Origin of the sequence: Microbacterium sp. GbtcB4 (genome assembly GCF_019091465.1) — a bacterium.
Taxonomy (GTDB): domain Bacteria; phylum Actinomycetota; class Actinomycetes; order Actinomycetales; family Microbacteriaceae; genus Microbacterium; species Microbacterium paraoxydans.
This window is the reverse complement of sequence record NZ_JAGXJJ010000007.1, coordinates 142,807-165,888: the sequence shown is the minus strand read 5'-3', so window position 1 is coordinate 165,888 and position 23,082 is coordinate 142,807. Positions and strand designations below refer to the sequence as shown.

At 71.6% G+C, this 23,082-nt stretch carries 22 protein-coding genes; 8 read left to right on the top strand and 14 right to left on the bottom strand.

What is annotated here, in order from left to right; all coding sequences use genetic code 11:
* Positions 1–60: 60 nt before the first annotated feature.
* From KVS71_RS12805 to KVS71_RS12780, 6 genes are read right to left on the bottom strand one after another with little or no spacing between them, the layout of a single operon-like run.
* Positions 61–864 (bottom strand): HpcH/HpaI aldolase/citrate lyase family protein, encoded by an 804-nt coding sequence (locus KVS71_RS12805; protein ID WP_217584733.1) that lies wholly within the window; start codon positions 862–864, stop codon positions 61–63.
* The gene (locus tag KVS71_RS12800; protein ID WP_060922855.1) at positions 849–1,634 is read right to left on the bottom strand and encodes a fumarylacetoacetate hydrolase family protein; all 786 of its coding nucleotides are present in this window, start codon (positions 1,632–1,634) and stop codon (positions 849–851) included. Before KVS71_RS12800 ends, KVS71_RS12805 begins: the two co-directional genes overlap by 16 nt.
* Positions 1,635–1,643: 9 nt before the next feature.
* The gene (hpaD, locus tag KVS71_RS12795) at positions 1,644–2,810 is read right to left on the bottom strand and encodes a 3,4-dihydroxyphenylacetate 2,3-dioxygenase (RefSeq protein ID WP_105949396.1); all 1,167 of its coding nucleotides are present in this window, start codon (positions 2,808–2,810) and stop codon (positions 1,644–1,646) included.
* A gap of 30 nt (positions 2,811–2,840) precedes the next feature.
* Complete coding sequence (gene hpaE / locus KVS71_RS12790; protein WP_025103810.1) at positions 2,841–4,340, bottom strand: 5-carboxymethyl-2-hydroxymuconate semialdehyde dehydrogenase; 1,500 nt, start codon at positions 4,338–4,340, stop codon at positions 2,841–2,843.
* The gene (locus KVS71_RS12785) at positions 4,337–5,023 is read right to left on the bottom strand and encodes a GntR family transcriptional regulator (RefSeq protein WP_144880746.1); all 687 of its coding nucleotides are present in this window, start codon (positions 5,021–5,023) and stop codon (positions 4,337–4,339) included. Before KVS71_RS12785 ends, hpaE begins: the two co-directional genes overlap by 4 nt.
* On the bottom strand, positions 5,020–6,492 hold the full coding sequence (locus KVS71_RS12780; RefSeq protein WP_217584732.1) for a fumarylacetoacetate hydrolase family protein: 1,473 nt from the start codon (positions 6,490–6,492) through the stop codon (positions 5,020–5,022). Before KVS71_RS12780 ends, KVS71_RS12785 begins: the two co-directional genes overlap by 4 nt.
* A gap of 143 nt (positions 6,493–6,635) precedes the next feature.
* On the opposite strand from KVS71_RS12780, the gene KVS71_RS12775 reads away from it, so the two are divergent.
* Positions 6,636–8,015, top strand: coding sequence for an MFS transporter (locus tag KVS71_RS12775; protein WP_217584731.1), 1,380 nt, complete (start codon positions 6,636–6,638; stop codon positions 8,013–8,015).
* A gap of 59 nt (positions 8,016–8,074) precedes the next feature.
* Here the strand turns inward: KVS71_RS12775 and KVS71_RS12770 are convergent, their stop codons facing one another.
* The gene (locus KVS71_RS12770) at positions 8,075–8,782 is read right to left on the bottom strand and encodes an IclR family transcriptional regulator (protein ID WP_144880749.1); all 708 of its coding nucleotides are present in this window, start codon (positions 8,780–8,782) and stop codon (positions 8,075–8,077) included.
* Positions 8,783–8,910: 128 nt separating this feature from the next.
* Between KVS71_RS12770 and KVS71_RS12765 the strand changes: the two genes are divergently transcribed.
* From KVS71_RS12765 to KVS71_RS12740, 6 genes are all read left to right on the top strand, one after another.
* Positions 8,911–10,773 carry an FAD-dependent monooxygenase gene (locus tag KVS71_RS12765; RefSeq protein ID WP_144880750.1) on the top strand — a complete coding sequence of 621 codons (1,863 nt, stop codon included), beginning with the start codon at positions 8,911–8,913 and terminating at the stop codon, positions 10,771–10,773.
* 80 nt (positions 10,774–10,853) lie between these two features.
* Entirely contained in the window at positions 10,854–11,828 is a 975-nt protein-coding gene (locus KVS71_RS12760; RefSeq protein WP_144880751.1) for an ABC transporter ATP-binding protein, read from the top strand.
* 1 nt (position 11,829) lies between these two features.
* Positions 11,830–12,591, top strand: a complete 762-nt coding sequence (locus KVS71_RS12755; RefSeq protein ID WP_144880752.1) for an ABC transporter permease — start codon at positions 11,830–11,832, stop codon at positions 12,589–12,591.
* A 29-nt stretch (positions 12,592–12,620) separates the two neighbouring features.
* Positions 12,621–13,748, top strand: a complete 1,128-nt coding sequence (locus KVS71_RS12750) for a histidine kinase (RefSeq protein ID WP_217584730.1) — start codon at positions 12,621–12,623, stop codon at positions 13,746–13,748.
* An 11-nt stretch (positions 13,749–13,759) separates the two neighbouring features.
* Positions 13,760–14,371, top strand: a complete 612-nt coding sequence (locus KVS71_RS12745; RefSeq protein WP_083371087.1) for a response regulator transcription factor — start codon at positions 13,760–13,762, stop codon at positions 14,369–14,371.
* A gap of 76 nt (positions 14,372–14,447) precedes the next feature.
* Positions 14,448–14,828, top strand: a complete 381-nt coding sequence (locus KVS71_RS12740) for a VOC family protein (protein WP_025103820.1) — start codon at positions 14,448–14,450, stop codon at positions 14,826–14,828.
* A gap of 118 nt (positions 14,829–14,946) precedes the next feature.
* On the opposite strand, the gene KVS71_RS12735 is transcribed toward KVS71_RS12740, so the two are convergent.
* Entirely contained in the window at positions 14,947–15,795 is an 849-nt protein-coding gene (locus tag KVS71_RS12735) for a PhzF family phenazine biosynthesis protein (protein WP_217584729.1), read from the bottom strand.
* Between the two features lie 25 nt (positions 15,796–15,820).
* Positions 15,821–17,548: a thiamine pyrophosphate-binding protein gene (locus tag KVS71_RS12730; RefSeq protein WP_217584728.1), complete on the bottom strand. Its 1,728-nt coding sequence runs from the start codon at positions 17,546–17,548 to the stop codon at positions 15,821–15,823.
* 160 nt (positions 17,549–17,708) lie between these two features.
* On the opposite strand from KVS71_RS12730, the gene KVS71_RS12725 reads away from it, so the two are divergent.
* Positions 17,709–18,218 (top strand): phosphoribosyltransferase, encoded by a 510-nt coding sequence (locus KVS71_RS12725; protein ID WP_060923485.1) that lies wholly within the window; start codon positions 17,709–17,711, stop codon positions 18,216–18,218.
* Here KVS71_RS12725 and KVS71_RS12720 read toward each other — a convergent pair whose 3' ends face one another.
* The 5 genes from KVS71_RS12720 to paaC all read right to left on the bottom strand — a co-directional run bounded on the left by KVS71_RS12720 (position 18,219) and on the right by paaC (position 23,047).
* The gene (locus KVS71_RS12720; RefSeq protein ID WP_217584727.1) at positions 18,219–19,757 is read right to left on the bottom strand and encodes an ATP-dependent DNA ligase; all 1,539 of its coding nucleotides are present in this window, start codon (positions 19,755–19,757) and stop codon (positions 18,219–18,221) included.
* A gap of 67 nt (positions 19,758–19,824) precedes the next feature.
* Positions 19,825–20,595 (bottom strand): enoyl-CoA hydratase-related protein, encoded by a 771-nt coding sequence (locus KVS71_RS12715; protein WP_217584726.1) that lies wholly within the window; start codon positions 20,593–20,595, stop codon positions 19,825–19,827.
* A 9-nt stretch (positions 20,596–20,604) separates the two neighbouring features.
* Positions 20,605–21,768: a 1,2-phenylacetyl-CoA epoxidase subunit PaaE gene (gene paaE, locus KVS71_RS12710; RefSeq protein WP_144880757.1), complete on the bottom strand. Its 1,164-nt coding sequence runs from the start codon at positions 21,766–21,768 to the stop codon at positions 20,605–20,607.
* Positions 21,768–22,268, bottom strand: coding sequence for a 1,2-phenylacetyl-CoA epoxidase subunit PaaD (paaD, locus tag KVS71_RS12705; RefSeq protein ID WP_368874757.1), 501 nt, complete (start codon positions 22,266–22,268; stop codon positions 21,768–21,770). The genes paaE and paaD overlap by 1 nt, the downstream gene beginning before the upstream one ends.
* On the bottom strand, positions 22,265–23,047 hold the full coding sequence (gene paaC, locus KVS71_RS12700; protein ID WP_254635756.1) for a 1,2-phenylacetyl-CoA epoxidase subunit PaaC: 783 nt from the start codon (positions 23,045–23,047) through the stop codon (positions 22,265–22,267). The genes paaD and paaC overlap by 4 nt, the downstream gene beginning before the upstream one ends.
* Positions 23,048–23,082 lie beyond the last annotated feature (35 nt).

The window sequence follows — 23,082 nt, the reverse complement described above, 5'->3', positions numbered from 1 at the left end:
TTCGAATCGCGCAAATGGCCCCATTCCGGCCGCGGATGGAGCCAGGTGCGCGACTCGAAGTCAGTAGCTGGGGCGGCCGGAGGCGTCGGAGCGGGCGACGAAGCGGGCGGCGAGGGCCTCGGAGGCGCGGGCGAGGAGGGCGACGTCGGCGCCGACGGCCACGAAGTCCGCACCCGCCGCGAGATACGCGTCGGCGGCGGAGGGGTCGAAGGCGTTCACGCCCACGGGCTTCCCTGCGGCGTGGACCGCGGCGAACACCGACTCGACGGCGGCGACCACGTCCGGATGCGTCTGCTGTCCGAGCAGGCCCATCGACGCGGACAGGTCGGAGGGCCCGACGAACACCGCGTCCACCCCGTCGACCGCGGCGATGTCGGCGGCGGCCTCGACCCCCGCGGCCGTCTCGATCTGCACCGTCAGCGACACGTGCTGCGCGGATTCCTGCAGGTAGCGGTCGACGCGGTTCCAGCGGGCGCTGCGGGCGAGGGCGCTGCCGACCCCGCGGACGCCCTCGGGGGGATAGCGGGTCGCGGCCACGGCGGCCCTGGCCTCGTCGGCGGACGACACCATCGGCACGATGAGGTTCTGCGCGCCGAGGTCGAGGACCTGCTTGATCGCGACCGCATCGTTGAAGGGCACCCGGACGAGCGGGGCGACAGGATAGGCCGCGACCGCCTGGAGCTGGGTCAGCACGGAATCAAGCGTGTTCGCCGAGTGCTCCATGTCGATGAGCAGCCAATCCAGTCCGGAGCCCGCGGCGACCTCGGCGAGCAGCGGGCTGCCGGAGCACACCCACATCCCCACGAAGGGACGATCGGACGCGGCGAGCTGCGCGCGGAAGGACGGATCTAGACGAAGCGGCATGTGATGGTCCCCATCGGTCCGTAGTCGCACAGCACCTCGTCGCCGCGCGACACCCACATCGGGCGTGTGAACGATCCTGCCAGGATGATCTCGCCCGCCTCCAGACGCGCGCCGTGCTGATGGAACTTGTTCGCGAGCCACGCCACTCCGGTGGCCGGATGCCCGAGCACCCCGGCGGCGACGCCGGTCTCCTCGATCTCCCCGTTGCGGGACAGCACGCCGGGCACCCAGCGCAGGTCGATCTCGTCCGGGCGCTTGCGCACCGTCCCCAGCACCATCGCCCCGTAGGCGGCGTTGTCGCTGATGGTGTCGACGATCGTGCGGCCCTCGAGCTCGATGTGCGAGTTCAGCACCTCGAGGGCCGGCACGGCGTAGTCGATCGCGGCGAGGGCGTCCTCCAGCGTGCAGTCGGGGCCCTCCAGTGGTTCCTTGAGCACGAACGCGAGCTCGACCTCGATGCGGACATTGGAGAAGTGATCCGTGGGGATCTCCGCGCCGGACTCGTACACGGTGTCGTCGAACATGACGCCGTAGTCGGGCTCGGTGATCCCCGTCGCCTGCTGCATGGCCTTCGAGGTCAGGCCGATCTTGCGCCCGACCAGCCGGCGGCCGGCCGCGACCTGCGAATCCCGCCACACGCCCTGGATGGCGTAGGAGTCCTCCACGGTCGCCTCGGGGTACCGCGCCGTGATGCGCGGGATCACCCCGTGCGTGCGGTCGGCCTCCGCGAGCTCCGCGGCGATCTGCGCGATGGTCTCCTCAGACAGCATGAGCGTCTCCTAGAGCTGGTGGCCGAGCTTGTACTCGCCCTGCTTGTACTCCGGCATCGACTTTTCGCCCTCATCCGCGCGGGTGTAGGAGAAACCGTCGGCGCCGATCGTCACGGCCATCTCGCTGGAGTCCGTGCGGGCGACGACGGGCTGCGGGTTGCCGTCGAGGTCGAGCACGAGCGAGGCATCGGTGTACCAGGAGGGCACCACCGGGGTGCCCCACCAGTCGCGGCGCTGGTTGTCGTGCACGTCCCAGGTGACGACCGGGTTGTCCGGGTCGCCCGTGTAGTAGTCCTGCGTGTAGATCTCGACGCGGTGGCCGTCCGGGTCGCGCAGGTAGAGGTAGAACGCGTTGGAGACGCCGTGCCGGCCGGGGCCGCGCTCGATGGCGTCGGAGCGGCGCAGCGCCCCGAGCTTGTCGCAGATCGCGAGGATGTTGTGCTTCTCGTGCGTCGCGAAGGCGACGTGGTGCATGCGCGGACCGTCGCCGCCCGTCGCCGCGGTGTCGTGCACGGTCGGCTTGCGGCGCATCCACGCGGCGTACACGGTGCCCTCGTCGTCCTGGATGTCCTCCGTCACGCGGAAGCCGAGGTCCTGGTAGTGGCGCACCGCGCGCGGCACGTCGGGGGTGACCTGGTTGAAGTGGTCGAGGCGCACGAGCTCGCCGGGGGTGTGCAGGTCGTACCGCCACGACAAGCGCTCCACGTGCTCGGTGGCGTAGAAGAACTCGTACGGGAAGCCGAGCGGGTCGACGACGCGCACGGAGTCGCCGATGCCCTTCACGAAGCCGTTCTCCTGACGACGGACGTCGCAGCCGAGTTCCGTGTAGAACTCCACGGCGCGGTCGAGGTCCTCCGCGGCGCGCACCCGGTACGAGAACGCGGCGACCGCGGCGATCGGCCCCTGACGCAGCACGAGGTTGTGGTGGATGAACTCCTCGGTCGAGCGCAGGTAGATCGCCTCGTCGTCCTCCTCGGTCACGTACAGGCCCAGGATGTCGACGTAGAACTGCCGCGAGGCGGCCAGATCGGTCACGACGAGCTCCATGTACGCGCAGCGCAGGATGTCCGGCGGCGTGCTCCGGGGCGTCGCGACGGGGTTGTCGCTCTGGATCGGGGCCTCCTGGCTCACGTAGTAGCCGGAGGAGGTGAGGGTCTTGGCGGTCTTGTCGGTCATGTCAGCGTCCTTGCTTGTGTCCGGCGGGCGTCAGTTCTTGCCGAACGTCGGGTTGTGCGGGGTCGAGGCGAGCGTGATGTGCACGCTCTGCTGGTCGGTGTAGAAGTCGATGGAGCGGTAGCCGCCCTCGTGGCCCAGGCCCGACGCCTTCACGCCGCCGAACGGCGTGCGGAGGTCACGGACGTTGTTGCTGTTCAGCCACACCATGCCGGCCTCGACGGACTGCGCGAACGTGTGGGCGCGCTTGAGGTCGTTCGTCCAGATGTAGGCCGCGAGGCCGTACTTCGTGTTGTTCGCGAGCGCCAGCGCCTCCTCGTCGGAGTCGAACGGGGTGATGGCGACGACCGGGCCGAAGATCTCCTCCTGGAAGATGCGGGCGTCGGGGGCGACGTCGGCGAACACCGTCGGGGCGACGAAGTTCCCCTCCTCGAAGCCCTCGGGACGACCGCCGCCGGCGACCAGGCGGCCCTCGGTCTTGCCGATCTCGACGTAGGACATCACCTTGTCGTAGTGCTCGGGGTGCACGAGCGCGCCGACCTCGGTCTCGGGGTCGTGCGGGTAGCCGACCTTGACGCGCTGCGCCTGCGCGGCATAGCGCTCCACGAACTCGTCGTAGATCGAGCGCTCCACGATGATGCGGGACCCGGCGGTGCAGCGCTCGCCGTTGAGGGAGAAGACGCCGAAGATGGTGGCGTCGACGGCGGCCTCCAGGTCGGCGTCTGCGAAGACCACGGCGGGCGACTTGCCGCCGAGCTCCATCGACAGGCCCTTGAGGAACGGCGCGGCGTTGCCGAAGATGATCTGCCCCGTGCGGCTCTCGCCGGTGAAGGAGATGAGCGGCACGTCGGGGTGCTTCACCAGCGCGTCGCCGGCGTCTTCGCCGAGGCCGTTGACGAGGTTGAAGACGCCCTGCGGCAGGCCCGCCTCCTCGAAGATGCCCGCCCACAGCGAGGCGGAGAGGGGCGTGAACTCGGCCGGCTTGAGGACGACCGTGTTGCCGGTCGCGAGCGCGGGGCCGAGCTTCCAGGACTCGAGCATGAACGGCGTGTTCCACGGGGTGATGAGCCCGGCGACGCCGATCGGCTTGCGGTTGACGTAGTTCATCTGCTTGCCCGGCACCTTGAAGGCGTCGTCGGCCTGGGCGACGATCAGGTCGGCGAAGAAGCGGAAGTTCTCGGCGGCGCGGCGGGCCTGACCGAGGGCCTGCGTGATCGGCAGGCCGGAGTCGTAGGACTCCAGCTCTGCGAGGCGGGCGTCGCGCGACTCGACGATGTCGGCGATCCTGTGCAGCACGCGCGAGCGCTCGCGGGGGAGCATGCGCGGCCAGGGCCCCTCGTCGAAGGCGCGCTTGGCGGCGGCGACGGCCCGCTCGATGTCGGCCTTCTTGCCGGCGGCGGCCGTCGTGTAGGTCTGGTTCGTCACCGGGTCGAGCACGTCGAACGTGTCGCCGTCGATCGAGTCGACGAAGGCGCCGTCGATGTAGTGCTGGATGTGGTCGGGCAGGTCGGCGGGGATGCGGGAGTCGGTCATGTTGCTTCTCCTTCGGCGGGGACGGAACGGGTGTGCAGGGCGTCGAGGAACGCGTCCCTCGTGCGCCACCGGTGGTTGCGGGCGGCGAGCTCGATCTCCAGCGGCTCGGCGCCGTCGCGGATCAGCTCGAGGATCTGGGTGTGCTCGTCGACCGAGTGGTGGGCGCGGCCGGGCACGTAGGCGAAGGTCGAGTCGCGGATGCCGGACAGCCGGGCCCAGCCGCGGTGCACGAGGTCGAGCAGGTGCGGGTTGGGGCACGGCTCGAACAGCACGGAGTGGAACTGCCGGTTGAGCTCGGTGAACGTGTGCGGGTCGAAGTGGTCGAGCAGGCGGCTCATGCGCTCGTTGACCTCGGCGGCCTGCGCGAGCGCGTCCGCGTCGAGCAGGGGAGCGGACAGCGCGGTGGCCGCCCCTTCGACGAGTCCGAGCGTCTGCATCGTGTGGGCGTACTCGCCCTCGTCCACGAGGGTCACGCGGGCGCCGACGTTGCGCTCGAAGGTCACGAGCCCCTCGGCCTCCAGGCGGCGGATCGCCTCGCGCACCGGGACCACGCTCATCCCCAGCTCCTCGGCGATCGGACCGAGGACCAGGCGGTAGCCGGGACCGTAGGTGTGCGCCGAGATGCGCGCGCGGATCCAGGCGTACGCCTGCTCCGACTTGCTGGCGCTCTCGACCGTGCTCACTTCCGCTCCGCTCCGGTGCCTGTCGCCTGCTCGTAGCGGGCGCGCCACTCGGCGTTCATCGGGAAGAGGCCGTCGACCGGGTGCCCGGCGGCGACCTGCTCGGCGATCCAGGCGTCCTCGATCTCCTGGGCCACGGCGTCGGCGGCGACCTCGGAGGCGAGAGCCGGGGGGATCACGATCACGCCGTCGCTGTCGCCGACGATGATGTCGCCGGGCTGCACGGTGGCACCGCCGCACGAGATCGTCACGTCGACGTCCCACGGCACGTGCTTGCGGCCGAGCACGGAGGGGTGCGCGCCCTGCGAGAAGACCGGGAGCCCGATCTCAGCGACGGCCTGGAAGTCGCGCACACCGCCGTCGGTGACCACGCCCGCCGCGCCGCGGGTCTGCGCGCGCAGGGCGAGGATGTCGCCGAGCGTGCCGGTGGTCGCGTCGCCGCGGGCCTCGATGACGATGACCTCGCCTTCGGCGACCGCGTCGAACGCGCGCTTCTGGGCGTTGTACCCACCGCCGTGGGTGCGGAAGAGGTCTTCGCGGAACGGCACGAAGCGGAGGGTCTTCGCGGTGCCGACGATCTTCGTGCCCGGGAGGTTGGCGGAGACCCCGTCGATGAAGCAGGAGTGGTGTCCGCGCTTGCGCAGCTGCGCCGAGAGGCCCGCGGTGGGGGCTTCGAGGAGCTGCGCGCGGAGCTCCGGGGTGAGCGTGGGCGCCGTGTTCTCGACGGGCAGGCCGGCGAGCTCGCGGGAGCCCCAGGCCTCGGAGCGCTGGAGGTCGTCGACCGCGGGGAGCGAGCCGAGGTCGCCGTCGAAGGGGACATCCCCCTGCGTGACGGTCGTGACCAGACGGCCGGACGTGGGGGCGCCGGGGGTGTCCGGGGCGTCGACCTCGATCTCGACCACGTCGCCGGGGACGATGACCGACGAGCCCGCGGGGGTGCCGGTGAGGATCACGTCGCCGGTCTCCAGTGTGAAGTGCTGGGAGAGGTCGGCGACGAGCTGGGCCAGCGGGAAGATGAGCCCGGCGGTGGTGTCGTCCTGGCGGAGCTCGCCGTTCACCCAGGCGCGCATGCGGAGGGCCGCAGGGTCGACCGTGCGGGCGTCGATCAGCTCGGGGCCGAGCGGGGTGTACCCGTCGCCGCCCTTGGAGCGGACGTTGGAGCCCTTGTCGTTGGCGCGCAGATCGTAGAGACCGAGGTCGTTCGAGGCGGTCACCCACTGCACGTGGTCCCAGGCGTCGGCGAGGGCGACCCGGCGGGCCGGGGCGCCGATGATCAGCGCGATCTCCCCCTCGAACGCGAGCAGCTCGGTACCGGCGGGGCGCTCGACGGTGCCGCCGGAGACCCCGACCGAGCTGGCCGGTTTGAAGAAATAGGAGGGGTGGGCGGGGCGTCGACCACGCTGGTCGGCCCGCGAGGCGTAGCTCAGGTGGATCGCGATGATCTTCCCCGGGCGGGCGATGGTGTCCGTCACGGATGCGCCTCCTCGCGCTCGTCAGGACGCGTTGTGCGTCGTATCCGAAATCATATATCATCGTCTCACCCCTCGGCAAGCAGATCGGATTCACGTCCGGGCGCGCCGTGACAACGCGGTCACAAGCACAAAGGAGACACCCCATGAGCGGGCAGTCACAGGGTGGGTTCACGCCCACCGGAACCATCGCGACGGCGGCCGACCGGCGTCGTGTCGTCTTCGCCACCGTCGTCGGGACCACCGTCGAGTGGTACGACTTCTTCATCTACGCCACGGCGGTCGGGCTGGTCTTCGGACAGCTCTTCTTCGCGCCGCTCGGTGCCAACAGCGCTCTCGTCGGCTTCGCCACGGTCGGTGTGAGCTTCCTCTTCCGGCCCCTCGGCGCGTTCCTCGCCGGCCACTACGGCGACAAGCTCGGCCGCAAGGCCGTGCTGATGTGGACGCTGATCCTCATGGGGGCTGCGACCGCCCTGATCGGTCTGCTCCCCACCTACGAGACCATCGGCGTGATGGCGCCGATCCTCCTCGTGCTGCTGCGCATCGTGCAGGGCATCTCGGCTGGCGGCGAGTGGGGCGGCGCGGTGCTGATGGCCGTCGAGCACGCCCCGCGCAAGAAGCGCGGCATCTTCGGCGCCTCCCCGCAGATCGGCGTGCCGCTCGGCCTGCTGCTCGCGTCGGGCGTCATGGCGCTGATGACCGCGATCGCTCCGGGCGACCAGTTCCTCGCGTGGGGCTGGCGCGTGCCGTTCCTGCTGAGCGTCGTGCTGATCCTCGTGGGCTACTACGTCCGCCGTCGGGTGGAGGAGAGCCCGGTGTTCGCTGAGCTCGCCGAGCGCAAGGAGAAGGCGAAGATGCCGATCGTGCAGCTCTTCCGTAAGCACCTGCTGCTCGTCATCATCGCGGCCCTCGTCTTCGCCGGGAACAACGCCGTGGGCTACATGACCACCGGCGGCTACATCCAGGGCTACGCCACGAACCCCGAGGGGCCCATCGGCCTCGAGCGCGGGCCCGTGCTGTGGGCGGTCACCGGATCGGCCGTGACCTGGCTGCTCACCACGCTGCTGGCCGGCTGGGTGTCCGACCGCATCGGCCGTCGCACGACCTACCTCATCGGCTGGGTGCTCCAGCTCGTCGGCGTGTTCACGCTGTTCCCGCTCGTCAACACGGGTGACGTGGGGCTGCTGTTCGCGGGTCTCGCGATCCTCACGATCGGCCTGGGTTTCACCTACGGGCCGCAGGCGGCGCTGTACACCGAGCTGTTCCCCGCGAGCATCCGGTTCTCCGGTGTCTCCATCTCGTACGCGATCGGCGCGATCGCCGGTGGCGCCTTCGCGCCCACGATCGCGACGTTCATCGTCGATCAGACAGGCTCCACCGAGGCGGTCACCTGGTACCTCGCGGGCATGACCCTCCTCGGCCTCGTCGCCACGCTCCTGCTGCGCGACCGCTCGGGCATCCCGCTCGGTCCGGACCATGAGGAGAAGCAGTCGGTCAGCCCGATCCGCGGGCTCGCGAAGGTCTGACCCCCCTGCCACGAGAGCGCACGTCCCGTCCCGGGGCGTGCGCTCTCGGGCGTTCCGGCTCAGCCGTCGAGGGCTTCGCGGATGAGGGCGGCGGAACGCTGGAGTCGCGCGGCGATCTCCCCGTCGTCCAGGTCGGTGGCCACGTGCACGACCGCGATCGCGGCGGGACGCTGGCCGCGCAGACGCAGCGGGACGGCGACGGACTGCACCGTGGGGATGACCTCGTCGTGGCTGGTCGCGTACCCGCGTGCGGCGGCGGTGTCGACGTCGGCGCGCAGGGCGGGGGAGATGCCGACGGGCACCTCCGCGCCGTCGAGCTGCGCGAGGATCGCCTTCCCGGGGGCGCCGACCGTGACGGAGTGCCGGGCGCCGGGCCGCTGCGCGACGCTGGCGACGGCGTGCCGCGGCTCGACGCTGGCGAGGGTGATGCACTCGGCCCCGTCGAGGACGGCGAGGAAGCAGGTCATGCCGAGCTCGTTCGCGATGGCGGTGAGCTCCGGCAGGGCCTCGGCCTGGAGGTCGTGGGCGACGCCGGCGGCGAGGGCGGCCATGCGGGCGCCGAGGCTCACGGCGCCGCTCGCGTCGCGGGTGACGAGACCGTGATCCTCGAGGGTGCGGAGGAGGCGGTAGGCGATGGACCGGTGCACATCGAGGCGTCCGGCGATGTCGTCGATGGTCAGCGCGCCGCGGGCGTCGGCGAGCACCTCGAGGATGCGGATGCCGCGGCTCAATGTCTGAGAGGCGGGGGTGACGGGGCGCTCGGGCATGGCTCTCCTTGCGATGCGCGAGGCACCGGTCTAGGCTGTGTTCAATAGTAGAACACTGTGTTCGAATATAGAACACGGTGTTCCTGGACGCAACACCCGACGAAGACGTCCGGAAGGAATCGACGACGATGCAGTTCCACCACCACGGCTATGTGTCCGGAGACCCGCGCGTGCAGGACGCCGCCGGCACCGGGATCGACCGCCCCGCCGCCCTGCCCGACGAGGTCGACGTCCTCATCGTCGGCTCCGGGCCCGCGGGGATGCTGCTCGCGGCACAGATGTCGCAGTACCCCGACATCACGACCCGCATCATCGAGAAGCGCGAGGGCCGCCTCGTCCTCGGACAGGCCGACGGCATCCAGCCCCGCAGCGTGGAGACCTTCCAGGCCTTCGGCTTCGCCGAGCGCATCATCGCCGAGGCCTACAACATCGGCTGGATGAACTTCTGGGGCCCCGACCCCGAGCACCCCGATCGGATCGTGCGGACCACCCGCACCGCCGACTACGCCTACGACATCTGCGAGTTCCCGCACCTCATCGTCAACCAGGCCCGCGTGCTCGACTACTTCGCCGAGGCGGCGGCCGACGGCCCCGGACGGATCGTGCCGGACTACGGCGTCGAATTCCTCGGGCTCACCGTGCACGAGGAGGGCGAGTACCCGGTCGAGGTGCGCGTCCGCCATGTCGGCGAGGCCGACGAACGCGTCGTCCGGGCGAAGTACGTGGTGGGCTGCGACGGCGCCAGGAGCGGCGTGCGGCAGGCGATCGGCCGCACGCACGTCGGCGCGAGCGCCGCGCACGCCTGGGGCGTCATGGACGTGCTCGTCAACACCGACTTCCCGGACTGGCGCACCAAGTGCGCGATCAACTCGAAGGCCGGCAACATCCTGCACATCCCGCGGGAGGGCGGTTACCTCAGCCGCATGTACATCGACCTCGGCGAGGTCGCGGCGGACGACGACCACCGCGTGCGGCAGACGCCCATCGAGGAGATCATCCGGCGCGCCAACGCGATCCTCCACCCCTACACGCTCGATGTGAAGCAGGTGGCCTGGCACAGCGTCTACGAGGTCGGCCACCGCGTGACCGACGGCTTCGACGACGTGGACCCCGGCGCCGACCGCAGCCCGCGCGTCTTCCTCACCGGCGACGCCTGCCACACCCACAGCGCCAAGGCCGGCCAGGGCATGAACGTGTCGATGCAGGACGGGTTCAACCTCGGCTGGAAGCTCGGTTCCGTGCTGAGCGGCCGGGCGCCCGAGTCGCTGCTCGCCACGTACGGCGCCGAGCGTCGTCCCGTCGCGCAGCAGCTCATCGACTTCGACCGCGAGTGGTCCAGCCTCATGGCGCGCAAGCCCGAGGAGATCTCCGACCCGAACGAGCTGGCCACGTACTACCTGGCGACGGCCGAGTTCCCGTCCGGGTTCATGACCCAGTACACGTCCTCCATGATCACCGGCACCGACGCCCACCAGGCGCTCGCGGTCGGGTACCCGCTGGGCAAGCGCTTCAAGTCGGCGGAGGTCGTCCGGGTCGGGGACGGCAACGTCGTCCACCTCGGACACCACGCGAAGGCCGACGGCCGGTGGCGGGTCTATGCGTTCGGCGACCGGACCGGCGAGGCGCTCGCCGCGTGGGCGGAGGAGGCGGCGCCCGTGTTCGCACGGTTCACCCCGGCTGATGCCGACGCCGACGCCGTGTTCGACGTGAAGGCCGTGTACCAGCAGCCCTTCGAGGAGGTCGAGGTCACGACGACGCCCGAGCTCTTCCAGCCGAAGACCGGCCCGCTCGGACTCACCGACTGGGAGAAGGTCTACGCTGCGGGCCCGAGCAAGTGGTGCGGAACGGACATCTTCGAGGCGCGGGAGCTGTCCCGCGACGGCGTCGTGATCGTCGTGCGCCCGGACCAGTACGTCGCCGCGATCCTCCCGCTCGACGGCGTGGACGAGCTGGCGGGCTTCCTGGACGGGGCGCTGCTTCCCGCGCGCTGAACCTCGGCATGACACGTGTCATGCCGAGGAGATGACACCGCCCTCCGGACGGCCGCCCGCTCCGGCGCGAGGCTGGAGGCATGAACGAGACATCCGTGCAGGAGGCGGCACCGCGCGTCGCGTCGTCCTCCGCGTCCCCCGCCGTCGATGACAGACCCGTGGCGCTGGAGCTGATCGACGTGCGCAAGCACTTCGGCAGCGGCGAGCGCCGCGTGCCGGCCGTCGACGGTGTCGACCTCTCCGTCCGGCGCGGCGAGGTGGTCGCCCTGCTCGGCCCCAACGGCGCGGGCAAGACCACCACGCTCGACATGCTCCTCGGGCTCACCGCCCCCAGCAGCGGGACCGTGCGCGTGCTCGGGGCGGCTCCGGAACGGGCCACCGCGAACGGGGCCATCGGGGCCGTGCTGCAGACCGGGGGCCTGCTCGGCGACCTCACCGTCGGCGAGACCGTGCGGCTGATCGCCTCGCTGTACGGGCGGGAAGCCCTCGCACGCGTGCCGGAGGTGATGCGCCGTGCCGACCTCGCCGGTCTCGCGCGCCGCCGGGTGTCCAAGTGCTCGGGCGGCGAGCAGCAGCGCGTGAAGTTCGCGCTCGCGATGATCTCCGATCCCGACATCCTCGTGCTCGACGAGCCGACCGCCGGCATGGACGTCACCGCGCGGCGCCACTTCTGGGACGTGATGCGCGCCGACGCGGACGCCGGGCGCACGATCGTGTTCGCCACGCACTATCTGGAGGAGGCGGAGCAGTTCGCCCGCCGCACGGTGGTCATGCATCGGGGCACCGTCGTCGCGGACGCGCCCACCGCCCTGCTCCGTGCGAGCCTCGGTGAGCGCACGGTCTCCGCCACCGTGCCCGCCGTGTCGGACGCGCTGGTCGCGGCCTTGACCGCCGCGGAGGGCGTGACGGGCGTGCGCATCGACGGGGACCGCCTCAGCCTCCGCGCCACCGACTCCGACGCCGCCGCCCGCCTGCTGCTGGACGGGGGAGCGCATGACCTGGAGATCGCCGCCCCCACGCTCGAGACCGCCTTCACCGCCCTCACGGAGGACTGACATGACCACGACCGTCTCGCCCACCATGCTGCGCATCGAGGGGCTGCGCCAACTGCGCAACCCCTACACGCTCGCCTTCACCCTCGCCATGCCCGTGGCCATGTACCTGCTCTTCGGTGCGGGCATGGGGTACGGCACGCTCTCCGCCGGCAACGGCAACGTCTCCTTCTACGTGATGGTCTCGATGGCGGCCTACGGCACCGCGGTGGCGATGAGCTCGCTCACCTCGCTCGCGGCCACCGAGGCCAAGCAGGGGTGGGGAAGGCAGCTCGCGATGACGCCGCTGACGACCACCGGCTACGCCCTGACGAAGCTGCTCACCGCCGTGTCGTTCGCGGCGCTCGCCCTCGTCGCGGTGTTCGTCGCCGGGCTGCTCACCGGCGCGGAGGCGGACGGCGCCTGGCGCTGGGTCGTGACCGCCGCCCTCATCCTCGGCATCGGCCTCATGTTCGGCCTCTACGGGCTCGGGGTCGGACTGTTCTTCGGCTCCGACTCCGCCGCCGCGCTCGCGTCCATCTCGATGACCTTCTTCGCCTTCTTCGGCAACGTGTTCATGCCGCTCGACGGCGTCATGCTCGACATCGCCCGGTTCACCCCGTTGTACGGCTTCGTCGCCCTGAGCCGGTGGCCGCTCACGGAGGGCGTGCTGACGACGGGGCAGACGGATGAGCTGTGGATGCTGCTCCTCAACGTCGCGGTCTGGCTCGTCGTCTTCGCGGTGCTGGTGACGATGGGCGTGCGGCGCTCGCGGTCACGGCGGTGAGCGCCCCGGCACGACAGTAGGTTGGACGGATGACGATGCAGGAGGGCCGGGAGGCGGACGTCCGATCCGGGACGGGCAAGGACCCCTGGGCACGGTTCGGCTGGCTGATGGCCGTCGTCTGGCTCGTGTTCCTGATCTACCCGGTCCTCGCGCTGCTCGCCTCCGCCGCTCCGCCGGCGTGGGTCGTCACGGGATGGGTGGCGCTGATCGCGTTCATCGTCCTCTATGTGACGGGGTTCCTGCACGGCATGCGCGGCGGAGGTGGCCTCGGTCGCACCCCCTCGCGGCGGCAGTGGATCACGTTCGCCGCGCTCATCGCCTGCGCGCTCGTCACGATCCCGGCCGTGGGCGGGTCGGCGCTGAGCTTCCTGCCGTTCATCATGTCGTTCGCCTCGTACGGACTGACCCGTGCCTGGCACTGGATCACGACCATCGCCGCGCTCGTGGTGGCGGCCGGCTGCGTCTTCCTCATCCCCGACAACCTCTCCTACCTGTCCGTCCTCGCGATCGTCACCCTCCTCGGCGTCGTGAACACGGTCTCGACCTGGCTCATCGTGCGCTCGGCGGAGGCGGAGCAGCTGGGCAGGGAGCTGGCGACCAGCGAGGGGCGGGAAGCCGTGGCGCGCGACGTGCACGACCTCATCGGCCACTCGCTGACGGTCGTCGGACTCAAGGCACAGCTCGTGCGGCGGCTGATGGACTCCGACCCGGAGCGCGCCAAGGCCGAGCTCGCCGACATCGAACGTCTGACCGCGGAGGCCATCGCGGGAGTGCGGCAGACCGTCGCGGGTGCGCGGGCGACGACCCTCGTCGAGCAGCTCGCGTCGACCGAGGATTCGCTGCGCGCCGCGGACATCGCGCTCGTCGTGGACGGGACCCCGGACGCCCTTTCGCCGGTCCAGGCGATCACGGCGAGCTGGATCCTCCGCGAGGCGACGACCAACACGTTGCGGCACTCCGGGGCCGCGGCCGTCCGTGTGCGCATCGCTCCGGGCGTGCTCTCCGTGGAGGACGACGGTGTCGGGCCCGCGTCCGCGACCGGGCATCGCGAGGGCAACGGCATCCGGGGGATGCGGGAGCGCGCGGCGGCGGCCGGCGCCGGGTTCACCATGCGGCCCGGCGAGGTGGCGGGCACGCGGGTGGAGGTGACGTGGTGACGGCGGCCCCGATGGTTCCGATCCGGCTGCTCATCGCCGACGACCAGGCTCTCGTGCGCGGGGCGCTCGGGGCCCTGCTCGACCTGGAGCCGGATCTCGAGGTGCAGGGCCTGGCGGCGGACGGCGCGGAGGCGCTGCGCCTGGCGGAGGACCTGCAGCCGGACGTGTGTCTGATGGACATCCAGATGCCGGGCGTGGACGGCGTCGAGGCGACGAAACAGATCCGCGCGGCCAGTCCGCAGACGCGCGTGCTCGTGGTGACCACGTTCGCGCGACCCGGATACCTGCGCGCGGCACTCGACGCCGGGGCGAGCGGGTTCGTGGTGAAGGACACCCCGGCCGAGGAACTCGCCGCGGCCGTACGCCGCGTGCACGCCGGACTCCGGGTGCTCGATCCGAAACTCGCCGAGGAGAGCCTGTTCGAGGGAGCCAACCCGCTGAGCGACCGGGAGCGGCAGGTGCTGCGGCTGGCCGCCGATGGACGATCCGCAGCGGCCATCGCGGCGGAGGTGTTCCTATCGGCGGGCACCGTGCGCAACCACCTCTCCGCCGCGATCGGCAAGACCGGTGCCGAGAACCGGGCGCAGGCGGTGCGGATCGCGTCCGACAAGGGCTGGCTCTGACTCCTCTGGCGGGTGTCGGAGGCCGCGCGTACTGTGAGGGCCGTCGGGTGACGGAGCCCGACAGGAGGAGTGCGTGATGGACTGGAAGATCGAACTCATCTTCGTGCCGGTCAGCGATGTCGACCGGGCGAAGGACTTCTACGTGAAGATCGGTTTCCACGCCGACCATGATCAGGTGCCGTACGAGGGGCTGCGGTTCGTGCAGATGACCCCGCCGGGATCGGCCTGCTCGATCGCCTTCGGCACGGGGCTGACCAGCGGCTTGGAGCCGGGGCAGCAGAACACCATCCAGGTGGTCGTCCCCGACGCCGACGAGGCTCTCGCACACCTGCGGGGTCTCGGCGTGGAGGCGGAGGGCGTGGACGAGCAGGACTGGGGCCGTTTCGTGCGTTTCGACGACCCGGACGGCAACACCTGGACCCTGCAGGAGCTCCCGGACTACAGCGCCCAGGGCTGACGGGTCCGGGTCCGGGTTCGGGGCGGTTCCGGGGTCTGGTCCGGGTTCGGGCGGGGTCGTGCGGGCGGAGCAGTCCGGACGTGCGTGGTAGGTGTCCGGGATCAGGGAGCCCGGGAGGTCAGGGGAGGCGGGTGGCTCCGCCGGAGACGACGAGGCCGCCGGAGGACGGGATCGCGACGCGGAGTTCGCTCGGGCGACCGACGTGGGCGCCCTGATGGATGCGGACGGTGTCGCCGGGATAGCCCTGGGCGCGGAGATAGGCGCCGACGGAAGCGGCCGCGGACCCTGTCGCCGGATCCTCCGTGATGCGCCCCACGGGGAAGAGGTTGCGGGCCTGGATCTCGGCCGGATCGTCGGCGTGCAGCACCGTCACCGTGCCGTGCCACCCCTGTGCGCGCATGAGGGCCGCCACGTCGGCGGGGGAGAAGCGGAACTGGTGGAAGAGCTCCCGGTCGGCGACGAAGACGATCGGATGCCAGTTGCCCGCGAACGCCTCGCGGACCGGGAAGCGCGGGTCGACATCGCCCGGCTCCATCCCCAGCAGAGCGAGGAGGCGGTCACGCACGACGGGGTCGAGGTCGCGCACCTCCGGCTCGACGCTCGTGAACGACACCGTGACCCGGCCGTCGGCGTCCGCGAAGGACTCCATGGACACGTCTCCGGCCGCGGTCTCGAACACGACCGCCCCCGGACCCTGCCGCTCGGCGAGGGCCACCGCGGTCGCGACCGTCGCATGCCCGCAGAACGGCACCTCCGCAGCCGGCGACCAGTACCGCACGCGGAAGCGGGAGCCGTCCGCCGCGGCCTCCTGTACGAACGCGGTCTCGGAGTAGCCGACCTCGGCCGCGATCCGCTGCATGTCCGCCTCATCGAGCCCGTCGGCGTCGAAGACGACCCCCGCGGGGTTGCCGCCGTCCGGCGTCGCGGCGAAGGCGCTGTAGCGCAGGACCTCGGGAGCATCCGTCATTCCGGGAGCCTATCGGCCCGCGCGGTCAGGAGTTCACGCGGATGATCTCCTGCTGGTACGGCGCGATCACGTCGCCGGAGATCCGGAGGTCGAGGACGAGGAAGCGCCGGGTCGCCGGGTCCTCCTCGGCCCAGGTGGAAAGACGCTCCAGGTCGTCGAGCGTCCGCACGACGACGCCCTCCGCACCGACCGCGGCCCCGAACGCGGCGAAGTCGACCTCGGGGATGCGCATCGGTCCCTCGGCCAGGCCCTTCAGCCCGTAGAGGTTGACCTCGGCGCCGTACGCGGCATCGTTCCAGACCACGGCCATGCCGCGTCCGCCCGCTGCCCGCACGGCCGATTCGAGGTCGGCGATCGCCATGAGCCCACCGCCGTCGCCGGAGGTGAGCACGATGGTCGCGTCACGACGGGCGAGGGCGGCGCCGACCACGCTGGGCCAGCCCTGTCCGATCGACTGGAACGCGGTGCCGATCATCATCATCCGGTCGGGCGCGGCGACCGGCCAGTACATGTTCGCCCAGCCGATGAAGTGCCCGCCGTCCGAGACCACGACGCGGTCTTCGGGGAGGAGCTCGGCGATCCGGCGCGCGGCGGAACGCGGGTCGAGGCGGCCGTCCGGCGCGAGCTCGTCTCCGGGCTCGTACGCGCGGGCCGCGGCGACGTCGACCGTCTCCCTCCAGGGTCGGGCGGGCACAACGTCGGAGCCCGCGCCCGACACGCCGCCGGAGTCGGGGGTGGCCCCGGCGAGTCCGGCGGCATCTCCGAAGTCGTGCCCGGAGGAGAGGCGGGTGACGAGGGCCTCGGCGCCGAGGCGGGCGTCGGCGCGCACGAAGCCGCCGACGTGGGCATGGGTCGCGGCCGGAGCGGTGTCGATCTGGTACACCCGGGTGCCCGGGGCGAACAGCTCGCCGAAGCGCATCGTGAACTGGTTGAGGCTCGCGCCGAAGACCACGGCGACGTCGGCGGTCCGCACGAGCTCCATCGCCCCCTCGGCGCCGAAGCCGCCCGTCACGCCGAGGTCGTACCGGGCGTCCGGGAAGATGCCGCGGCCGAGGGCGGAGGAGGCGGTGAGGGCCCCGGTCTGCGCGGCGAGGGTGCCGAGAGCCTCGCCCGCGTCGGCCAGCCAGGCCCCGCGCCCGGCGAGGAGGAACGGGCGCTCGGCGTCGCGCAGGGCGGCGGCGATCTCATCCAGCATGCCCTCGGCGAAGTCCCCGCGCGGGGCGAGCGGCGCGGGGAGGCGGGGAGCCGGGGCCGCCGGCACCGCGCCGGCCTCGAGGGCGGCCACGTCGTAGGGGATGGCGAGCACGACGGGCACGCGATAGGTGAGGGCGTGCTCGACGGCGATGACGGTGGTCGCGGCGGCATCGGTCCACCCGACGGTGTAGGTGCGCGCGCCCACCGCCGAGGCCAGAGCGATCTGGTCCACGTCCCACGGCCGCGGCCCCGATGTGGGCTCGTCACCGACGACGAGGACGAGCGGCACGTTCGCCTGCACGGCCTCGGCCAGCGCCGTGATCGTGTTCGTGAAGCCGGCGCCGTAGGTGGAGGTGCCCGCGGCGATGCGGCCGGAGGCGCGGAAGTGCGCGTCGGCCGCGACGACCGCGCCCTGCTCGTGACGGACGGCGGTGAAGGTGGCGTCCGTCTGCGTCTCGAGGGCGTCGAGGAAGTAGGCGTTGCCGTTGCCCATGACGCCGAAGACGGCATCGACGTGCTGGGCGAGGGTGAGGGCGACGTGCGCGGAGACGGAGGGCATGGGGAAGCCTTTCGAGACAGGGACGGAGAAGGGGGATCCGTATGTGTCTCGCCCTCGCGGCGATGCGAGGTGCTTCGTGCCTCTTTTTCAGGCACCGGCGGGGCCGGACCTGCTCAGTCTAGCGGCGGCTCGGACGGAGCGGATGCGCGAGAATGGACCGATGACGGATGCATCGATCGAGCGCGAGACGCTCACGTGGGACGGCTTCGGCGCGGCGACGCGCGATCTGGCGCGGAACATCATCGCGACGGGCTTCGAGCCGGAGGTCGTGGTGGCGATCGCGCGCGGCGGCCTGCTCCCGGCCGGCGCCATCGCGTACGGGCTCGGCGTGAAGAACTGCGGCGCCATCAACGTCGAGTTCTACACCGGCATCGGCACCGTGCTGGACGCCCCGGAGGTGCTGCCGCCCGAGCTCGACATGGCCTACCTCGACGGTCGCCGCGTCCTGCTCGTGGACGATGTCGCCGACTCCGGTCGCACGCTGGCGCTCGCGGTGCAGCTGCTGCAGGAGAAGGGCGCCGACGTCCGCTCGGTCACGATCTACACGAAGCCCTCGACGATCATCCAGCCGGACTTCGCGTGGAAGGACACCGACCTCTGGATCGACTTCCCCTGGTCGTTCCGCGGCACGGTGCGTCAGGAGGACGAGGGACTCCCGCCCACGGCCTGATCAGGCGTCGTCCGCCGCACCGCGCCGCAGGGCCAGGAGGGTCTGGATCGTGTCGGCCTCCGCAGCGGTCTTGTCCGGACGGTAGCCCTTGACCCGGGCGAAGCGGAGGGCGAGGCCGCCGGGGTAACGCGGGGACCGCTGCACGCCGTCGATCGCGATCTCGACCACGAGTTCCGGCCGGAGGAACACCGTGGACGCGGAGCGATGGGTCTCGTGCGCCGGGAACTCGTCGGTCTGCCACTGCAGCAGTGCATCGGTGAGGCCCTTGAAGGTCTTGCCCACCATCACGAAGCCGCCGGGCTCGCCGAAGTCGCCATCCGGGTCCCGCGCGCCGAGGTGCAGGTTCGACAGCCAGCCGCGCCGTCGCCCCGACCCCCACTCGGCGCCGAGCACGACGAGGTCGAACGTGAGGACCGGCTTCACCTTCACCCAGGACTTGCCGCGACGGCCGGCGGCGTACGGCGCATCCACGGCCTTCACGAGCACGCCTTCATGACCGGCCGCCAGGGCTTCGCGGGACAGGCGCTCGGCCTCCTCCGCGCTGTCGGTCACGATGCCGGGCATGCGCCACTCGCCGGCGACCTCGGCCAGGACCTCCTGACGCACCGACAGTGGCTCGTCCAGTAGGTCGCGGCCGTCCACGTGCAGGACGTCGAAGAACCAGGGTCGCAGGGCGAGCTCGCGCGCGGCATCCGCGCCGAACCGGGACATCGTCTCCTGGAACGGCCGGGGACCGCCGTCCTCGTCGAGCGCCAGGGTCTCGCCGTCGAGGATGACCTCCTGCGCGGGAAGACCGCGGACGACCTCGACGATCTCGGGCAGCCGGTGGGTGACGTCTGCGAGGCTCCGTGTGTAGATGCCGACCTCATCGCCGCGGCGGTGCACCTGGATCCGCGCGCCGTCGAGCTTGTACTCGACCGAGGCGCGTCCGGTGATCTCCAGGGCGGCCGTGGGCGTCGGCGCCGTGGCCGCGAGCATGGGGAGCACGGGGCGTCCCACCCGGAGCCCGACCTCGTCGAGCGCTCCTTCGGCACCGGTGAGCGCGAGCAGCGCCGTCTCACCGAGGTCGCCGGAGAGCATGGCGGCCCGTCGCACCGTGGCAGGCGGGGCCTCGGCGGCGCGGGCGATCGCGTCGAGGAGCACGCCGCTCAACGCGCCGGTGCGGAGCTCCCCGAGCATCGCCCTGGTCAGGAAGTCCCATTCGGGAGCGGTGGCCCGGGCGGCGAGGTCGTGCAGCAGCTCGCTGCGCACGCCGGCCGAACCGGAGCCCGAGGTGTGCGCCAGGGTGTCGAAGACGTGGTCGACCTCCGCGATGGTCAGGGTCGAGGTCGCGCTGTGCTCGATCGCGAGATTCGTCAGCCCCCGCCAGCCCACGCCGAGGCGACCCTGGCGCGGCGCGGCGAGGAGCAGTCCCACGAGAGGTGCGATGTCGTCGGCGTCGGCCCGGCGGAGCAGCGCCGCGATCGCCTCGATCTTGGCCAGGCGAGACGAGGTCGCGGCGACCTGGTCGGTGGTGGTGACGAGCTCCGAGAGCAGCATGCGGGCATCCTCCCACCGGGGTCGGACACCGCACGAGACGGTTGACAGCGACGACAGGGCCGTGACGTCAGCGCCCGCGGAACTCCGGCTTCCGCTTCTCCTGGAACGCGGCGAAGCCCTCGCGGTAGTCCTCGGTGTCGCACAGGGCGGCCTGCGCCGCGTTCTCGACGTCGATGGACTCCCACAGGGTGAGGCGTTCGTCGCGGATGCGGGCGACGAGCTCCTTGCTCGCCCGGAAGGCGGCCGTGGCGCCGTGGGCAGCGGCCGCGGTGGCAGCCGCCGCGGCGGCCCGCACCTCGTCGTCCGGGAACACCTGAGAGAAGAGCCCCGAGCGCACGGCCTCCGTGCCGCTCATGAGCCGCCCCGTGTAGATGAGGTCGAGCGTCTTGTGCGCGCCGAGCCGGTCGAGGAACAGCGCGTGCCCGCCGGAGTCGAGGGTCGCCCCGAGGGCGGCGAACGGGGAGCCGATCTTCGCGGACTCGGCGACGTACACGACGTCGGTCGCGATGAGCAGGCCGAGTCCCACGCCGAGACAGGCGCCGTGCGCGACGGCGAACGTCGGCGCCGGGAAGCGGGACATCCGCTGCAGCAGGGGCGTCACGCGTCCGCCGAGGTAGCCGAGCACGTCGTCGTCGCGCGGATCGACGGCGGAGATGTCCCGCCCGGCGCAGAACGCCCGCCCCTCACCGCGGAGCAGCAGCGCCCGCACCCCGGCGGCCTCCGCCTCCCGGTACGCGGCGTCGAGCTCGGCGAGGGCGGCCTCGTCCAGGGCGTTGAGCTTCGCGGGGGCGTCGAGCACCACGGTGGCGACGTCGTCGGCGATGGCGAGATCGATCATCAGGACTCCTCAGACGTCGTAGTCCACGACCACGCGGTCGCTGGTGGGATGGGACTGGCAGGTGAGCACGTAGCCGCGCTCCAGCTCGTCGGGCTCCAGGGCGTAGTTCTCGGTCATCGTGACGCTGCCCTCGAGCACGCGCGCGCGGCAGGTGCCGCAGACGCCGCCCGCGCACGCGAACGGGGCGTCCGGCCGCACCCGCAGTGCGGCGTTGAGCACCGACTCGCGCGCCGCGACCGGGCTCTCCACCGTAGACGAGACGCCGTCGAGGTTCACCTCGATCCGCACCGTCTTCTCGCCCGAGCGCACTGTGACCGGCCGAGCGGCCCGCACCGGCTCGTCGCCGGTCGTGAACAGCTCGAAGCGCACGTGTTCGCGGGGCACGCCCACGTCGGCCAGCACCTCCCGGCAGAGGTCGACGAGCGCGAGCGGTCCGCACAGGAACCACTCGTCCACGTCGGCCGGGTCGATCAGCGCGTCGAGGATCGTCCGCAGCTTGGGCTCGTCGATGCGGCCGGAGAGCACCGGCGCGGTCCGCTGCTCGCGGGACAGCACGTGGTGCAGCGTGAGCCTCGTCGGGTAGCGGTCCTTGAGGTCGGCGAGGTCCTCCAGGAACATCACGTCCAGCGTCGACCGGTTCGTGTAGAGGAGCGTGAACCGCGAGGTCTGCGAGCGGGAGAGCACGGTGTGCGCGAGAGCCATCAGCGGCGTGATCCCGGAGCCGGCAGCGATGCCGACGACGTGCTTCTCGTCCAGATCGTCGAGACCGGAGGTGAACGTGCCCTGGGGGCTCATGACGTCGATGCGGAAGCCCGGGTGCAGGCCGGTCTGGGCCCAGGTGGAGAACGTCCCGCCCTCGTCGCGCTTCACGGCGACGCTCAGGCGGGTGGGCGCCCCGTCGGTGCGATGCTCGGGCGCCCGGCACAGCGAGTAGGAACGCCGCACCTCCACGCCGTCCAGCGTCGTCCGCAGCGCCACGTACTGCCCGGGGAGGTGGTCGTAGTCGTCGGCGAGCTCCGCGGGCACCGTGAAGGTCACCTCGACGGCGTCCTCGGTGAGCGGACGGACGTCCTCGACCTCGAGCGTGTGGAACCGGGCACGGCTCCGCGCCCGGGAGGCGGAGGCGGGAGAGGACGCCGGCGTCGTCGTCGGGGCCGGGGAGAACAGCGACATCAGTGCACCTTGAAGTGATCGAAGGGTTCCAGGCATGCCCGGCACTCGTACAGCGCCTTGCACGAGGTCGACCCGAAGCGGGAGACCTCCCTGGTGTCGAGCGAGCCGCATCGGGGGCAGCGCACGCTCAGGGCGAGCCGGATCGGACCGGCGGGTACGGCCGCGCGGCCGCTGGGCGGCGCGATCCCGTACTCGCGGAGTTTCTGCTTCCCGGCGTCACTCATCCAGTCGGTGGTCCACGCGGGGGAGAGCACGAGCCGCACCTCGACGTCCGCGAAGCCGGCGGCTGTGAGCGCGAGGACCACGTCGTCGCGGATCGTGTCCATGGCCGGGCACCCGCTGTAGGTCGGCGTGATGTCGACGATCACGCGCTCGCCGCGGAGCTCGACCGCCCGCAGCACGCCGAGGTCCTCGATCGTGAGCACCGGCACCTCCGGGTCCGGCACGGCGGCGGCGATCCGCCACGCCTCGGCCGTCGTGTCGGCAGTGGTCCGGGTCACCATGACGCCCCCGGGTGTCGTCGGGCCAGGACCTGCATCTCGGCGAGGAGGTGGCCGAAGGGGGTCGCGTGCGCGCCGTTCCGGCCACCCGCCGACGACGCCGGAACCTCCGGCACCGTGAGCTCGGCCTCGGCGAACACGGTGGCGATGACCGCGTCGAACGGAGCGCGGAGGGTCGACGGGCGCACGGCGACGTCGCCGAGCCGGTCGATCAGCGGCTCGTCGCGGAACAGTTCATCGACGTACGGCCACACATCCGCGAGGGCGCGGATCATCCGCCGCCGCGACTCCTCCGTGCCGCCCGCCAGGCGCAGCACCCACTGCACGGCGTGGTCCCGGTGGTAGTCGACCTCCTTGAGCGCCTTCTCCGCGATCGCGGCGAACGTGGGCTCGGAGCTCGCGCGGAGGGCGGTGTACAGCTCCACGAGGTAGACCGAGGCGACGAGCTGGCGCGCGATGGTCTGCGCGAAGTCGCCGTTCGGCTGCTCCATGATCCAGGCGCTGCGGAACTCCGGCTCGTCGCGGAAGTACGCGAGGTCGTCCTCGGACCGGCCGTCCCACGTGCCTGCGAAGTGCAGGAAGGAGCGCGCGTGGCCGAGCAGGTCGAGGGCGATGTTGCCGAGTGCCACGTCCTCCTCGAGCTCGGGGGCCCGGGAGATCCAGGCGCCGAGCTGCTGCGACAGGATGAGCGCGTCGTCGCCGAGCCACAGGGCGTACTCGGCGATGTCGGCGCTCGCCGCGGTCGTGCCCGCGCCGGCGAGCTCTTCGCTGAGCCGCAGCTCGTCGACGGAGACGTCGCCATGCGCCTCCCCGT